We start from the raw sequence: 14,628 nt of genomic DNA on the forward strand, positions 1-14,628 counted from the left end.
TTAGTCGCACTTGCAACTATCTTAAATGCCGTATCCAAGGCGTCAAGCCGGCGCGCAGCGTCCAGGCCTGCGCCATCGGCGGCGCGTTCGGGTTGCGGCCGATCCGGGATAAGCCGGCAAGGCGAGCGGCCCGATTTCCGGAAAAATGGTGCTCTAACAAGGCGATGAAGCTGTGTCTTTGACGTCACCCCGCGACAGAATTCGTTTGGTGCGCTGCAATAGATCCTTGACTTCGTTAAGGTGAGTGATTACTCACGCCCCCATGTCTACCCTGCGCATGACCAGTGACTTGCGGCGGCAATTGATCTTGAGCGCCGCGAAGCGATGCTTCGCCCGCAACGGCTTTGCCGGCACCACGACCAAGAGCGTGGCGGCGGCCGCGGCTATTTCGGAAGGGCTGTTGTTCAAACACTTCCCCTCCAAGGCCGCGCTCTATGCCGAGATCCTCGCGGAGGAGTGCGAGGCCGATCCGGATTTCGCGCACCTGCTCGGTCAGGAGCCTTCAACTGCCACACTGGTCGAACTGGTCAAGGGCATGGTTGGCCATTTCATGGAAGTATCCGACGGGTCGGATCAGGAGGAAGCGCAGCGGCTGCGGCTGATGACGACGAGCCATCTCGACGATGGCGAGTTCGCGCGTCTGCTCTACGACAAGATCGGCGGCCTGATCGGGCCGGTGTTCTCCGCATCGATCGAAAGCGCTGTAGCGGCCGGCGACGCGGTGCGGATCGGCAGCGATCCGCTCAACCTGTTCTGGTTCGCCCACCACACCGTGCTGATGGCGGCGCTCTCGCGGCTTCCCGCCGTACCCTGTCTTTCCTACGGCAACGCCGCCGATCTGGAGCGGCAGCTCTCTCAATTCGTCCTGCGCGGCATCGGACTTACCGAAGCCGCAATTGCTTCACATCTGGACGGCGAGCTGTCACCGAATTCGGGACAATCGGTAACTGCAGAAAGTGCATGACATGAATATCGTGACTGAACCCAAAATTTCGGGCAAGCCGATTACCGACAAGCCGCACAAGCGGCCGGTCCGGCTGGTGCGCTGGTTCATCGTCGTGGGGTTGCTGCTGGCCTTGCTGGTTGGCGGTCTCGTCTGGTTCAACTACTTCCGCGGCAAGATGATCGCGCAGTTCTTCGCGAACAACAAGCCGCCGCCGACCAGCGTGAACATTGCCACGGCGAAGTCCGAAACCATTCCGAATCTCCTGACGGCAGTCGGCGATCTCGCTGCTGTGCATCAGGTCAACGTGACCTCGGATGTCAACGGCCGCATCACCGACATCCAGTTCACCGCTGGCGCCAGCGTGAAGGCGGGTACGCCGCTGCTGCAAATGTTCGACGGCCCTGAGCAGGGCGACCTCGCCAACTTCAAGGCTCAGCAGCGGGTGGCGCAGATCTCGCTGGATCGCGCCAAGCAACTGGCGGAGCGGCAGGTCGGACCGCAGGCGACCGTGGATACCGCGCAGGCCGCGTTCGATCAGGCCAGCGCCAGCATCGCCAAGACGGAAGCCATCATCTCGCAGAAGCTGGTGCGTGCGCCGTTCGATGGCGAACTCGGCGTTCGCAGGGTCGAGGTCGGACAGTATCTCACCGCCGGCACGCAGATCGTCTCGCTGACCGACCTGTCGGTGCTGTTTGCCAACTTCACCGTGACGGAAAAGGATTCCGGCCAGCTCAAGGTCGGCCAGATCGTTCGTATCGCGGTCGATGCCTATCCGGGCCGCACCTTCGAGGGCAAGATCACCACCATCGAGCCGCAGATCGCGACCGAGACGCGCAACATCCGTGTGCAGGCGACGATCCAGAATCCGGATCGCATCCTCAAGCCGGGCATGTTCACCACCACCACCGTGGTGCTGCCGGACAAGCCGCCGGTCGTCACCGTGCCCGAAACCGCGGTCGACTACACGCTCTATGGCGACTCGGTCTACCTCCTCAGCGAGAAGAAGGAAGAGGACGGCAAGACCAGCCTCACGGTGACGCGGACCTTCGTGCAGACCGGCAAGCGCCTCGAGGGACGCGCCGAAATCCTGAAGGGTTTGAAGGACGGCGACCGCGTGGTGTCCGTGGGGCAGCTCAAGCTGCAATCGGGGGCGGCGGTGACGGTCTCGAACGATCCGGTGCCGCCGATTCCGGCGAAGCCGCCGCGCTACTAGCGCGCGCTAACAACTGACGATCGCGCGGCCCGCGGGCCGCGCTGGCGAAAAGGCGGGCGGCGGTACTGCGATGAGACCGCGCCCGAAATGCTGAACTCAGCGGGATAAATCTGCGATGGCCTTAACCGATATTTTCATCAAGCGTCCGATCCTGTCGGTCGTCGTCAGCCTGCTGATCCTGCTGATTGGTCTCAGAGCCGCGAGCGTATTGCCGATCCGGCAATATCCGAAGCTGTCGAACACGGTGGTCACGATCACCACCGTCTACCCGGGCGCGTCGGCCAATTTGATCCAGGGCTTCATCACCACGCCGATCGAGCAAGCGGTCGCCTCCGCCGAGGGTGTCGACTACATCACCTCGTCGTCGGTGCAGGGCACCAGCACGATCCAGGTTTACGTCAAGCTGAATTTCGATCCGAACCAGGCGCTGACCGAAGTTCTCGCCAAGGTGAATTCGGTCAAATATCTGATCCCGAAGGAATCGAACGACCCGATCGTGGTTAAGACGACCGGTCAGACCACGGCGGTGATGTATCTCGGGTTCTCGAGCGATGAACTCTCGGGGTCGGCGATTTCGGATTACCTGACGCGCGTGGTGCAGCCGGTGCTGTCGACGGTCGACGGCGTGGCGTCGGCCGATATTCTCGGCGGGCAAACATTTGCGATGCGATTGTGGCTCGATCCGGTGCGGATGGCGGGGCGCGGCGTGTCGCCAAGCGACGTCTCGGCGGCGATTGCCGCCAACAACTTCCAGGCTGCGGCCGGTCAGGCCAAGGGCTACTTCATCGTCTCGAACGTTCAGACCAACACCGATCTGCGCAACCTCGATCAATTCAAGAAGATGATCGTCAAGTCCAAGGACGGCGGCTTCGTGCGGATCGAGGATATCGCCACCGTCGAACTTGCCGCCCAAAGCTCGGACGCCAGCGTCGCGTTCAGCGGCGAGCGCGCGATCTTCATCGGCGTGCAGGCGACCCCGCAAGGCAACCCGCTGACGCTGGTCAAGGGGGTGCGTGCGCTGTTTCCGGAGCTCGAACGCAACCTGCCGCCGTCGATGAAGATGAAGGTGGCTTATGATTCCACCAAGTTCATTCAGTCATCGATCGACGAGGTGAAGAATACGCTGATCGAGGCGGTGCTGATCGTCGTGGTCGTGATCTTCCTGTTCCTGGCCTCGTTCCGCTCGGTCATCATTCCCGTGGTTACGATTCCGCTGTCGCTGATCGGCGTCTGCAGCCTGATGCTGGCGATGGGCTTCAGCTTCAACCTGTTGACGCTGCTGGCGATGGTGCTGGCGATCGGGCTCGTGGTCGACGACGCCATCGTGGTGGTCGAGAACATCCATCGACATCTGGAGGAAGGAAAAACCCCGGTGCAGGCGTCGCTGCAGGGCGCGCGCGAAATCGTCGGTCCCGTGATTTCGATGACGATCACGCTGGCGGCCGTGTACGCGCCGATCGGTTTCCTCGGCGGCCTGACCGGTTCGCTGTTCCGCGAATTCGCCTTCACGCTCGCGGGCTCGGTGATCGTATCCGGCGTGATCGCGCTGACGCTGTCGCCGATGATGTGCTCGGTTCTTTTGAAGAGCGCGGACGAGGGGCGGTTCGCCAGGCTGGTCAACCGGGTGTTCGGTGCGATGACGCGCTGGTACGGCCGCCAGCTCGACCGCTCGCTCGACTATCGTCCGATCACCGGTGTGTTCGCACTGACGATCCTCGGTCTGGTGGGATTCCTCTACATGAACACCTCCAAGGAGCTGGCGCCCGAAGAGGATCAGGGTATCGTGTTCTCGGTGACCAAGGCGCCGAAATACGCCAACATCGACTATGTCGATTTTTACGGCGAAAAGCTCGATAAGGCGTTTGAGAAGTTCCCCGAGACCGATCTCCGCTTCGTCCTCAACGGCATCACCGGCCCGCAGGGCGGCATCGCCGGCATGCTGCTCAAGCCATGGGACGAGCGTAAGCGTTCCTCGATCCAGTTGAAGCCGCTGGTACAGGCCGAGCTGAGCAAGATCGAAGGTGTTCAGGCGTTTGCGTTCAACCTGCCGCCGCTTCCGGGCGGACCGGGCGGTCTGCCGATACAGATGGTGATCAATTCGACCTCCGGCTTCCAGGCTGTCTATGAGGAGATGAACAAGCTGAAAGATGCCGCACGCAAGAGCGGCTTGTTCATCGTGTCCGACTCTGACCTCGATTTCAATCAGCCGGTGGTGCGCGTCTCCATTGACCGTTCCAAGGCCAGCGATCTCGGCATCAACATGGCGCAGGTCGGCGCCACGCTGCAGACGCTCCTGGGCGGCAATTACGTCAACCGCTTCAACCTCGAGGGACGGTCCTATCAGGTGATCCCGCAGGTGCCCCGCGGCATGCGGCTGTCGCCGGAATCGCTTGGCGGTTACTATGTCCCGACCAGCACCGGGCAACTTGTGCCGCTGTCGACCATCGTGTCGATCGAGACCGGCACTGATCCGAATGCGCTGACGCATTACAACCAGCTCAATTCCGCGACCTTCCAGGCGGTGCCGATGCCGGGCGTGACGGTCGGGCAGGCAGTGGACTTCCTGGAGAGCGAAGCGAAAAAGTTGCCCGCCGGCTTCGGTCACGACTATCTGGCCGACTCCCGCCAATATGTGCAGGAAGGCAACCAGCTCGCGATCACCTTCGGCTTCGCACTGATCATCATCTTCCTGGTGCTGGCGGCGCAGTTCGAAAGCCTCTGGGATCCGCTGGTGATCATGATCAGCGTTCCCATGGCGATCGTCGGCGCGCTGATCCCGCTGTTCTTCGGCGTGGCGACCATCAACATCTACACCCAGGTCGGATTGCTGACGCTGGTCGGCCTCATCACCAAGCACGGCATCCTGATGGTCGAGTTCGCCAACGAGCTGCAGCTCAAGGAAGGTCTCGACAAGCGTTCGGCGATCGAGATGGCGGCCCGCATCCGGCTGCGTCCGATCCTGATGACGACGGCGGCGATGGTCACCGGCCTGATCCCGCTGCTGACGGCAACCGGCGCGGGCGCGGCCAGCCGCTTCTCGATCGGTCTCGTCGTGGTCTCCGGCATGTCGATCGGCACGCTGTTCACGCTGTTCGTGCTGCCGGCGGTCTATGTCTGGCTGGCCACCGATCACCAAGCCAAGTCCGACTCGCAGCGGAACAGGGAGATTGCCGATTTCGATCTCGGGAGGACGGCGCTCAAGCCGACCTGAGCGTTTCCTACGGGTAGAAAGTTGCGGGCGACGGCCGCGGACATCGCTGCCGTCGCTTTTTTGTGTCGGTGGGTCGAGCGGCCCGGCGACGCTGCCGGCTCGCCATGCTAAAGATGAAGAAAAACAGGGAGCCAACATGACGAGCGACTTTCCCGCCGGCAACTACCGTTTCATCCCGGCCGTGTTTCAGTATTCCGGCGGGGTGGCCGCCAATCCCGGCTATGAGATCGAGCGGGCGCGGTTCGACAAAGGGGTGCCGTTGGCCGAAGGCTTTGCGCAAATCGCAAAATACATTCAGGCGGCGGGCAGGCCGCTGACGTCGTTCTGTGCCTGCGAGCTGCGTTCACCGGCCGCCTTCACCGACGAAGGATTTCGCAATTTCAACCTGCACTACGTCAAGACGCTGGCGGAATGGGGCGTCTATGACGGCAAAACCAACCCGGTCGCGCGCAGCAATGTCTGTCCGGAGATCGATCCGCCGGCTGAGCCTACGTTTTATGCGTTTTCATTTACCCGGCCGAGCCAGAGCGCCACGTCGAGCTTCGTGATCGCGGGCAGTGGCGAATCGCAGGAAGGCAATGCGAGCTATGCCGAACGTACGGTACGCTACCGGGACATCAGTCCCGAGGGCATTGCGGAGAAAGTCCGTTATGTCGCGGGCGTGATGGAGCGGCGTATGGGCGCGTTCGGGCTCAGTTGGAAAGATGCGACTGAGGTGCAGACCTACACCATCCACGATTTCCACCACGTCTTTGCCGATGCGCTGGTTCGTCGTGGCGCCGCGCGTTCCGGCTTGACCTGGCATTTCGCGCGGCCGCCGGTGATCGATCTGGAGTATGAGATGGATTGTCGCCGGGTGATGCGGGAGACCGTGATTTAGAATTCGGCGGCGCTCCCTCGCCCCGCTCTTCGCGGGGAGAGGGTCGGGGTGAGGGGCTCTCTCCGCGAGCACTGCGGCCAATCGATGGACCTGTACCCCCTCACCCGGATCGCGAAGGGCGATCCGACCTCTCCCCGCAAGCGGGGCGAGGTTAAGGAAGCACCATCACCTCTCCCTCGGATCCAGCGCGTCGCGCAGGCCGTCGCCGACCAGATTGAACGACAGCACCACGAGGAAGATCGCCAGCCCCGGCCAGACCGCCATCCAGGGCGCGTTGGTGAGGAAGCGTTGCGCAGCGTTCAGCATGCTGCCCCAGGATGGCGCAGGCGGTTGCTGGCCGAGACCAAGGAACGATAGCGCGGCTTCCGCGATGATTGCGGCGGCGATCGACAGCGTCGCTTGCACCAGGAGCGCCGGCATGATGTTGGGCAGGATGTGAAACAGCGCGATGCGCCAGCGCGGATTGCCCATGGCGCGCGCGGCCTCGACATAATCCTCGACCTTGACGCTCATCACTTGGCCTCGCGTGAGCCGCACGAAGACCGGCGTCGCCGATATGCCGATCGCGATCATGGCATTGCCGAGGCTCGGCCCGAGAAACGCCGCCAGCGCAATCGCGAGGATCAGGAACGGACAGGCCAGCATCGCGTCCGTCATGCGGCTGATCAGGGCATCGATGAAGCCGCCGCGATAACCCGACAACAGGCCGAGCGGTACGCCGATCGAAAGCGCGATTCCGACCGAGATCGCGCCGGCCAGCAGCGAGGCCCGCGCGCCGTAGATCACGCGCGCGAGAATGTCGCGGCCGAGCTCGTCGGTCCCGAACCAGTGCAGCGCAGAAGGCGGCTTGCGTACCAGCGACCAGCTTGTCGCGATCGGCTCATAAGGCGAGATCAGCGGCGCAAACAGCGCGAGCAGAACAAAGGTTGCGATCACGACAAGGCCTGTTACCGCACCCTTGCGCTTGAACAGCCGGCGCAGCGCGCGCCGTGCCGGGCTCTCCAGTTCGTCGGAGACGGCAATCGGTAGCGCGCTGAGCGTGGTGTCGGCCATGGCCTACGTCCTCAGCCGCGGATTGACGAGGACATAGGCAATGTCGGCGATGAGATTGAGCGTGATGTAGATCGTCGCCGTCGTCAGCACGACGCCCTGCACAACCGCATAATCGCGGTTGAACACGGCATCGACGATCAGCTTGCCAAAGCCTGGAATCGAAAAAATCTGCTCGGTCAGCACCGCGCCCGACAGCAGCGTGCCCAGTTCGAGCGCGCCCAGCGTAATGATCGGCGTCAGCGCGTTGCGCATGGCGTGCTTGAGAATGACGGAACGCTCGGAAAGGCCCTTGGCGCGGGCGGTGCGGACATAGTCGCTTTCGAGCACCTGCAGCATGGCGCTGCGAGTATGCCGCATCAGGATGGCGGCGATCGCATTGCCCAGCACGAAAGCCGGCATGATGGTGGAGGCGATGCTGGCGCGCCAGTTCTCGGTCAGCGGCACATAGCCCGACGCGGGCAGCCAGCCGAGCTTGATGGAGAACAGGAAGATCAGCATGATGCCGAGCCAGAAATTCGGCGTCGAGATACCCCACAGCGCAAAGAAATTCGCGCCATAATCCCAGGCCGTACCCTTCTTGACTGCCGATACTATCCCTGCGGGGATGCCGACCAGGAAGGCAATGATGATCGCCATCGACGCCAGTTGCATCGTCACCGGCAGTTTCTGCGCGATCAACTCGCGCACCGATACCTTGTTGCGCAGCGACTCGCCGAAATCGCCCGACAGCACGCCCTTGACCCAGTAGACATATTGCACCGGCACCGGCTGATCGAGCCGGTACTGCTGGCGGATCTGCGCGATGACGTCAGGGTCGCGTTCCTCGCCCGCCATCACCAGCGCCGGATCGCCGGGCAGCAATTGCTGCAGCGAGAAGATCAGGATCGAGACGAAGAACAGCGTCGGGATGAGTTGGACCACGCGCCGTACGAGGAAATTCAGCATGGTTTCATCCGTGTCCCGGGCGCAGCGCAGCGTGCAACGGTGCGCTGCAGAACCGGGACCCACGCCCCGTGTGCAACAGGTCCCGGCTCAGCGTTGCACCGCTTCGCGCTGCAACGCGTCCGGGACACGAAAGCATATTCGCCACGCTCACTTCAGCTTCAGCCCGACCACGCGCACCAACCCGTCCGGCATCTGCTTGTAGCCTTCGAGCTTGGTGGTGTGCGCGATCAGGATGCGGCGGTGATAGATGTAGAGCAGCGGCTTCTCTTCGAGCACGACCTTCGTCAGCTTTTCATAGATCGCCTTGCGCTGCGCCGGATCTGTGACGAGGCGGCCGTCATCGAGCGCCTTGTCGGCTTCCTTGTTGGACCAGGCACTGTAGTTCTGCGGCGCGTCGGTCTTCTGGAAGACGTAGGAGTTGCCGTCCGGATCGATCCGCCCGCTCCAGGCCAACAGATAGGCCTGATACTCTCCGGCTTCGGCCTGTTTCAGCGACGTTGCGAACTCGGTGACCCGCAGCTTCATGTCGAAACCGGCCTCGGCCGCCATCGACTGGATCACCTGGGATGCCGCTTCGGTTTCCGCGCCTTTCGAAACCATGAAGTCGACGCCGATCGGCGGCGTGACGCCGGCTTCCTTCAACAGCGCCTTGGCCTTGGCAACGTCGCGCTTCGGCACCGGAAAGGCCTTCTGGTAATAGGGATGATCGGGATTGACCCACTGGTTTCCGGGTTTGAACTCGCCGTTGGACACCACCTGGCTGATCGCGTCGCGGTCGAGCGAGAGGTCGAGCGCCTGCCGCACCTTGGCGGACTGGCCGAGCGGCCCCTTGGCCTTGTCCTTGCCGACGTTCAGCGTCACGCCCTGATAGCCGAGCTCGATCGCGCTGGACAGTTTGAGCTTCGGATCCGACTGCACCTCCTTGAGGTCCCGTCGCAAGCACCCGCTCGATCAGGTCGAGGCCGCCGGATTTCAAATTGGCAAGGCGGACCGTCGCATCCACCAGCGGCAGATAGACGATGCGGTCGATATGGATGTTATCCTTGTTCCAGTAGTCGGCGAATTTTTCGAACACCATGCGGTCCTGCTGCACGCGTTCGACGAATTTGTAGGGACCGGCGCAGACCGGGCGCAGCCCGAACTTGTCGCCGGCCTCATTTGCCGCCTTGGGCGACACCATCATCCCCGCGCGATCGGTGAGCTGCGCGACCAGCGGCGAATAGGGCGCCTTCAATGCCAGCTTGATGGTGAGGGGATCGACGACATCGATATGATCGACGGTCGCCAGTTCCGGCTTTCGGAACGAGCCCGGGAATGTCAGATGCCGCTCCAGCGAAAACTTTGCGGCCTCCGCATTGAAGGGCTCACCGTCATGAAACTTGACGCCGGGCCGGAGCTTGATGGTGACTTCCTTGCCGTCGGCCGACGTCTCGTGGCTCAATGCGAGCTGCGGCACGATGTTGAGCTTTTCGTCGATGTCGAACAGCTTGTCGCAGAACGATGCGAACACGATACGGCCCACATAGGTGCGCGCCATGGTCGGGTCGAGGATATCGGGGTCCTCGGCGAGCCCGATCCGCAGCGTCGTTTGGGCCTGAACGGTTGCCGGAAGCGACAGCAGCAGCGCCGCCGCGGTGACTGCCAAACGAAAGATTTTCATGCTGCCATCCCCTTATCCACGATTACGCCGTTGGCCGTGTCCCTGATATATCAACCCCGACGCGGCTTGCACCTTCCGTGCCACCGCTGAAGGCGGCGACCAATTTTTCCAGCACCGGCGAAAAGCCGCCATCGGCCGGCACGATATTCTCGGGCGCCGGCAATTCCGCGGTGCGGTGACAGGCGGTGGCGTGTCCTGTGCGGTCGGCGAGCAGCGGCGGAATTTCGGTGCGACAGCGCGCGATGACGTAGGGGCAGCGGGTATGGAAGCGGCAGCCGGAAGGCGGATTGAGCGCGCTCGGCATCTCGCCCTCCAGCACGATGCGGCTGCGTTTGGCCTGCGGCTTGGGTACGGGGATGGCCGACAGCAGCGCGCGGCTATAGGGATGCCGGGGGGCGGCAAACAGCGCGTCGGCGGCCGCGGTCTCGACGATGCCGCCGAGATTCATCACGGCGACGCGGTCGGCGATGTGTTTTACGACCGCGAGATCGTGTGAGACGAAGATGTAGGCGAGGCCGAGCCGGTCCTGCAGGTCGCGCAGCAAGTTGAGGATTTGCGAACGGATCGAGACGTCGAGCGCGGATACCGGCTCATCGCAGATGATGAGTTTCGGCTGCACCGCCAGCGCCCGCGCAATGGCAATGCGCTGGCGCTGGCCGCCGGAAAACTCGTGCGGATAGCGGCGGGCGAAGCGCGGCTCCAGCCCGACCAGCCGCAGCAGCTCCTCGACCCGCTCGCGCCGGCGCAGAGCCGGCACCAGATCGTGCAGCGCCAGCGGCTCGGTGAGGATCTGGCTGACGGTCATGCGCGGGTTAAGCGACGCATAGGGGTCCTGGAAAATGATCTGCGCGTCGCGGCGGAAAGCGCGCAACTTATGGGCGTTGAGCGAGCCGAGGTCGCGGCCTTCGAAGCGCACGGTTCCGGCATCTGGCTCGATCAGCCGCAGCACCAGCCGGCTCACGGTGGATTTGCCGCAGCCGGATTCACCGACCAGCGCCAGCGTCTTGCCGGCCTCGACGGTGAAGCTGACGCCATCGACCGCTTTGACATAGGCGGTGGGCGTGCCGAACACCGAACGCGCGGCGACGAAATGCTTCACCAGGCCTTCGACTTCGAGCAGGGCGGTCATGACACCAGCCGCTCCAGCGGCGCGCGAATGCAGCGCGAGGCGTGGCCCGGACTCACTATTGCCAGCGGTGGCGGCGCGGCGATGCAGGTCTCAACCACGAACGGACAGCGCGCAGCAAAACGGCAACCGGGCGGAGGGTTTGCCATGTTCGGCACCATGCCCTCGATCGTCGCCAGATGCGAAGCGCGGCGGCCGAGCCGCGGGATCGAGCCGAGCAGGCCGACGGTGTAGGGATGCTGCGGATTGGCAAAGAGTTCGTCGACCGGCGCGCGCTCGACGATCTCGCCGGCATACATCACCGCGACCTCGTCGCAGACCTCGGCGACCACGCCGAGATCATGGGTGATCAAGATGATCGCGGCGCCGCTGGCGGCTTTGAGTTCGCGCATCAGATCGAGGATCTGCGCCTGCAGGGTGACGTCGAGCGCGGTGGTCGGCTCGTCCGCGATCAACAGGCGCGGGTCGCAGGCCAGCGCCATCGCGATCATCACGCGCTGGCGCATGCCGCCGGAAAGCTTGTGCGGATATTCGTCGATCCGCTTTTCGGGCGAAGGGATGTGGACAAGGCGCAGCAGTTCGATGGCGCGCTCGCGCGCCTGCCGCCGTGAGCCGCCGCGATGGCGCAAGATCGTCTCGACGATCTGGTCGCCGATGGTAAAGCTCGGATTGAGTGAGGTCATCGGCTCCTGGAAGATCATCGCGAGCCGGTTGCCGCGCAGGTCGCGCAGGGTTTCGTCAGGCACATCCAGCAGGTCGAAGCCGTCGAAGCGGATCGAGCCGGAGACCTCGGCGGAATGCTTCGACAGCAGCCCCATGATCGCAAGCGAAGTCACGCTCTTGCCGCAGCCGGATTCACCGACGAGGCCCAGCGTCGCGCCGTTGGCCACGCTGAGGTCGACGCTGTCGACCGCGTGCGTGATGCGGCCATCATCGCCGTGGAAGACCACGCGCAGGCCCTCGATTTCGATCAGCGGGCTCGCGGTCATGCCTTACTCGCCGTCGCGGCTTCAATCGTTGCATCGATGACCGCGCGGTCGGTGATCCCGGCCGGGTTCTTCCGCGTCGGCAGGAAGGGGCGGAAATGCACCCAGCGCTCGCGGCTGACCTGTTCGAGCCGCTCGAGTTCGGCAAGTGGATCAGTGTGGTCATCGACGCGCAGGTCGAGATCGGACCATTCCTCCTCGCCCTGGATCACAAGCGCGGCCGATTGCTTGCCGCGCTTGTCGCCGCCGGCAGCTTCGCCGGCCTTCATGGCCGCAATCAGCCGCTGCGCAAAGGGCAGAGTCGCGTTGGCAATAAAGGCTTGCGCGGTATCTTCGAGCACGGCGGCGCCCGCCAGCATATTACCGGCAATGGAGAAGCCGTCGCCCTGAATATGCCCGCACCAGTCGACGCATTCGGTGCCGGTATGCGCGGCGATCCGGCCCTTGATATCCATGATATGGAGCTGCCGGGCCTGGCGGCCAGCGTCCGCGGCGATCAGGGTGTCCACCACCTCGCGCGGCTCGCGCCCTTCGCGCAACAACTTCACGCCGTCGATGCCGTAATACGGATTGACCAGCGCCTGCGTCGCGACGCCTCCGACGCCGGGTGCGACATGCGGCACGCGTGCGCCGACCGCGAAAAACCTGGTCGCAACGGCGATGCCGATTTGGCCGGTTGAGGGATCGCGGGCGATGATCGACCAGGTCATCTCAAATCGTCTCTATCGTCCGGCCGCGTAGCCTTGCATGCCCCGCGGATTGGCGGCGGCGCGACGGCGACGGCCAACTTTGGAGGCTGCAGTCAGGCGGCCTTCCGACCAGTCGGGGCCAATCTCGACGACATGACCGCGGTTTTTCAGCGTATCAATCGTCGCCTTCGGCACGCGGTTCTCAACCACGAGCACGCCGGGGCGCGCGGTGCGCGGCCAGAACGAGATCGGGAAGTGCTCGGAGTGCCACGCCGGCGCGTCGATCGCTTCCTGCAGGTTCAGTTTTGCGTGGACGTGCCGCAGGAAGAACTGCGTGGTCCATTGATCCTGCTGATCGCCGCCCGGCGATCCCCAGGCCATGTACGGCTCGCCATCGCGATAGCACATGGTCGGTGAGAGCGTGGTGCGCGGGCGCTTGCCCGGTGCCAGCGCTGCAGGGTGATCTTCCTCCAGCCAGAACATCTGCGCGCGACTGCCGAGGCAGAAGCCGAGTTCGGGAATGACCGGCGAGGATTGCAGCCAGCCGCCGGACGGCGTCGCCGAAACCATGTTGCCGGCCTGGTCGATGATGTCGAAATGCACGGTATCGCCGCGCACCTCGCCGAAGCGGCCGACGGTCGGCTCGCCCGCGCCCATGGCGCCGACTGCCTCGCGATGGCCTTCGGCGCGGCGCAGTTTTACGACAGAGCCAAAACCTTCCACCGAGCCGGGTAAGAAATCGAGCGAGGCCTTGTCCCTCGAGATCAGCTTGCGGCGTTCGTCATTGTAGGCGTCCGACAGCAAGGTCGCGATCGGGATGTCGGTGAAGTCAGGGTCGCCATAAAATTTCTCGCGATCGGCGAAGGCGAGTTTGGCGCACTCGATCTGCAGATGGATGAATTCGGGACCGGCGGGGTCGAGCCCGTCGAGCTCAAATCCCTTCAGCAGCGCGAGCTGCTGCAGCATCACGGGCCCCTGGCTCCAGACGCCGGGCTTGCAGACGGTGTAGCGGCCATAGTCGTAGGTCAGCGGCGCCTCGACGGTCGGCTGCCAGCGCGCCATGTCGTCGGCAGAGAGCACGCCACGGTGCGGCGAGCCGGAGACGTCCATGACTTCCTGCGTGCGGCAGAATTTGTCGATCGCTTCCGCCACAAAACCCTGCGACCAGGATTTTCGCGCACGCTCGATTTGCGCGACACGGTCCCCGCCCGCGCTCTCGGCTTCCTCGAGGATACGGGCATAGGTTTCCGAGAGTTTTTTGTTGGTGAACAGCGTGCCGGGCCTCGGCACTTCATTGTTCGGCAGGTAGACGGCCGCCGATGTCGTCCAGTGATTACGGAACAATTTCTCGACGATCTGGATGGTGGCCGCCGCTCGCTCGACCAGCGGATAGCCGTCGCGCGCATAGGCAATCGCGGGCTCCAGCACGTCGCGCAGCCGCATCGTGCCGTAGTCACGGAGCAGCAGCATCCAGGATTCGAACGTGCCGGGTACGCAGGCAGCCAAAAGCCCGGTGCCGGGCACCATTTCCAGGCCTTCGCTCTTGTAGTGTGCAATGGTCGCCTTCGCCGGCGCGGGACCCTGGCCGCAGATCACCTCGGTACGTCCGCGCTTGGTGTCATGCACAATGATCGGCACATCGCCGCCGGGTCCGTTCAGATGCGGCTCGACCACCTGCAGCGTAAAGGCGGTGGCCACGCCGGCGTCGAAGGCGTTGCCGCCTTTCTCCAGGATGCCCATGCCGACCGCAGTGGCGATCCAGTGCGTCGAGGTCACGACACCAAAGGTGCCTTCGATTTCCGGCCGGGTGGTGAACGGATCGGGATTGATGTTGCTCATGGGAGTCCGATGCGGTGCTGGTATCGTGGTGCTGAAACACTTGACCACAGCCGAGGCTGGATGCCAACCGCTGGGATGCC

10 protein-coding genes and 1 pseudogene are annotated in these 14,628 nt (G+C 63.6%); 4 read left to right on the forward strand and 7 right to left on the reverse strand.

Features of this window, described 5'->3' with window-relative positions; genetic code table 11:
• Positions 1-262: 262 nt before the first annotated feature.
• The 4 genes from IVB05_RS15210 (at position 263) to IVB05_RS15225 (ending at position 6,250) form a co-directional block, all read left to right on the forward strand.
• Positions 263-964 carry a TetR/AcrR family transcriptional regulator gene (locus IVB05_RS15210; protein WP_247785159.1) on the forward strand — a complete coding sequence of 234 codons (702 nt, stop codon included), beginning with the start codon at positions 263-265 and terminating at the stop codon, positions 962-964.
• Between the two features lies 1 nt (position 965).
• Positions 966-2,159, forward strand: coding sequence for an efflux RND transporter periplasmic adaptor subunit (locus IVB05_RS15215; RefSeq protein ID WP_247785160.1), 1,194 nt, complete (start codon positions 966-968; stop codon positions 2,157-2,159).
• Between the two features lie 115 nt (positions 2,160-2,274).
• Entirely contained in the window at positions 2,275-5,370 is a 3,096-nt protein-coding gene (locus tag IVB05_RS15220) for a MexW/MexI family multidrug efflux RND transporter permease subunit (RefSeq protein ID WP_247785161.1), read from the forward strand.
• A 136-nt stretch (positions 5,371-5,506) separates the two neighbouring features.
• Positions 5,507-6,250: a hypothetical protein gene (locus tag IVB05_RS15225; protein ID WP_247786701.1), complete on the forward strand. Its 744-nt coding sequence runs from the start codon at positions 5,507-5,509 to the stop codon at positions 6,248-6,250.
• A gap of 165 nt (positions 6,251-6,415) precedes the next feature.
• Here the strand turns inward: IVB05_RS15225 and IVB05_RS15230 are convergent, their stop codons facing one another.
• The 7 genes and pseudogenes from IVB05_RS15230 to IVB05_RS15260 form a co-directional block, all read right to left on the reverse strand.
• The gene (locus IVB05_RS15230; protein WP_247785162.1) at positions 6,416-7,303 is read right to left on the reverse strand and encodes an ABC transporter permease; all 888 of its coding nucleotides are present in this window, start codon (positions 7,301-7,303) and stop codon (positions 6,416-6,418) included.
• Positions 7,304-7,306: 3 nt separating this feature from the next.
• On the reverse strand, positions 7,307-8,248 hold the full coding sequence (locus IVB05_RS15235) for an ABC transporter permease (protein ID WP_247785163.1): 942 nt from the start codon (positions 8,246-8,248) through the stop codon (positions 7,307-7,309).
• Between the two features lie 147 nt (positions 8,249-8,395).
• Positions 8,396-9,908 (reverse strand): annotated as a pseudogene (locus tag IVB05_RS15240) (ABC transporter substrate-binding protein).
• Positions 9,909-9,930: 22 nt separating this feature from the next.
• Complete coding sequence (locus tag IVB05_RS15245) at positions 9,931-11,037, reverse strand: dipeptide ABC transporter ATP-binding protein (RefSeq protein ID WP_247785164.1); 1,107 nt, start codon at positions 11,035-11,037, stop codon at positions 9,931-9,933.
• Positions 11,034-12,023: an ABC transporter ATP-binding protein gene (locus IVB05_RS15250; protein ID WP_247785165.1), complete on the reverse strand. Its 990-nt coding sequence runs from the start codon at positions 12,021-12,023 to the stop codon at positions 11,034-11,036. Before IVB05_RS15250 ends, IVB05_RS15245 begins: the two co-directional genes overlap by 4 nt.
• Positions 12,020-12,730, reverse strand: coding sequence for a DUF1028 domain-containing protein (locus tag IVB05_RS15255; RefSeq protein ID WP_247785166.1), 711 nt, complete (start codon positions 12,728-12,730; stop codon positions 12,020-12,022). Before IVB05_RS15255 ends, IVB05_RS15250 begins: the two co-directional genes overlap by 4 nt.
• A 12-nt stretch (positions 12,731-12,742) precedes the next feature.
• A complete protein-coding gene (locus IVB05_RS15260; RefSeq protein ID WP_247785167.1) occupies positions 12,743-14,548 on the reverse strand; it encodes a gamma-glutamyltransferase family protein in 1,806 nt (601 codons plus the stop codon).
• Positions 14,549-14,628 lie beyond the last annotated feature (80 nt).

This window comes from Bradyrhizobium sp. 170, assembly GCF_023101085.1.
In the GTDB taxonomy this organism is placed as follows: Bacteria; Pseudomonadota; Alphaproteobacteria; order Rhizobiales; family Xanthobacteraceae; genus Bradyrhizobium.

What these genes read in the sequence shown, in the direction of transcription:
- IVB05_RS15250 (WP_247785165.1), bottom strand. Translation starts at nt 12,023, where the DNA reads ATGACCGCGAGCCCGCTGATCGAAATCGAGGGCCTGCGCGTGGTCTTC.
- IVB05_RS15225 (WP_247786701.1), top strand. Translation starts at nt 5,507, where the DNA reads ATGACGAGCGACTTTCCCGCCGGCAACTACCGTTTCATCCCGGCCGTG.
- IVB05_RS15235 (WP_247785163.1), bottom strand. Translation starts at nt 8,248, where the DNA reads ATGCTGAATTTCCTCGTACGGCGCGTGGTCCAACTCATCCCGACGCTG.
- IVB05_RS15215 (WP_247785160.1), top strand. Translation starts at nt 966, where the DNA reads ATGAATATCGTGACTGAACCCAAAATTTCGGGCAAGCCGATTACCGAC.
- IVB05_RS15220 (WP_247785161.1), top strand. Translation starts at nt 2,275, where the DNA reads ATGGCCTTAACCGATATTTTCATCAAGCGTCCGATCCTGTCGGTCGTC.
- IVB05_RS15230 (WP_247785162.1), bottom strand. Translation starts at nt 7,303, where the DNA reads ATGGCCGACACCACGCTCAGCGCGCTACCGATTGCCGTCTCCGACGAA.
- IVB05_RS15210 (WP_247785159.1), top strand. Translation starts at nt 263, where the DNA reads ATGTCTACCCTGCGCATGACCAGTGACTTGCGGCGGCAATTGATCTTG.
- IVB05_RS15255 (WP_247785166.1), bottom strand. Translation starts at nt 12,730, where the DNA reads ATGACCTGGTCGATCATCGCCCGCGATCCCTCAACCGGCCAAATCGGC.
- IVB05_RS15260 (WP_247785167.1), bottom strand. Translation starts at nt 14,548, where the DNA reads ATGAGCAACATCAATCCCGATCCGTTCACCACCCGGCCGGAAATCGAA.
- IVB05_RS15245 (WP_247785164.1), bottom strand. Translation starts at nt 11,037, where the DNA reads ATGACCGCCCTGCTCGAAGTCGAAGGCCTGGTGAAGCATTTCGTCGCC.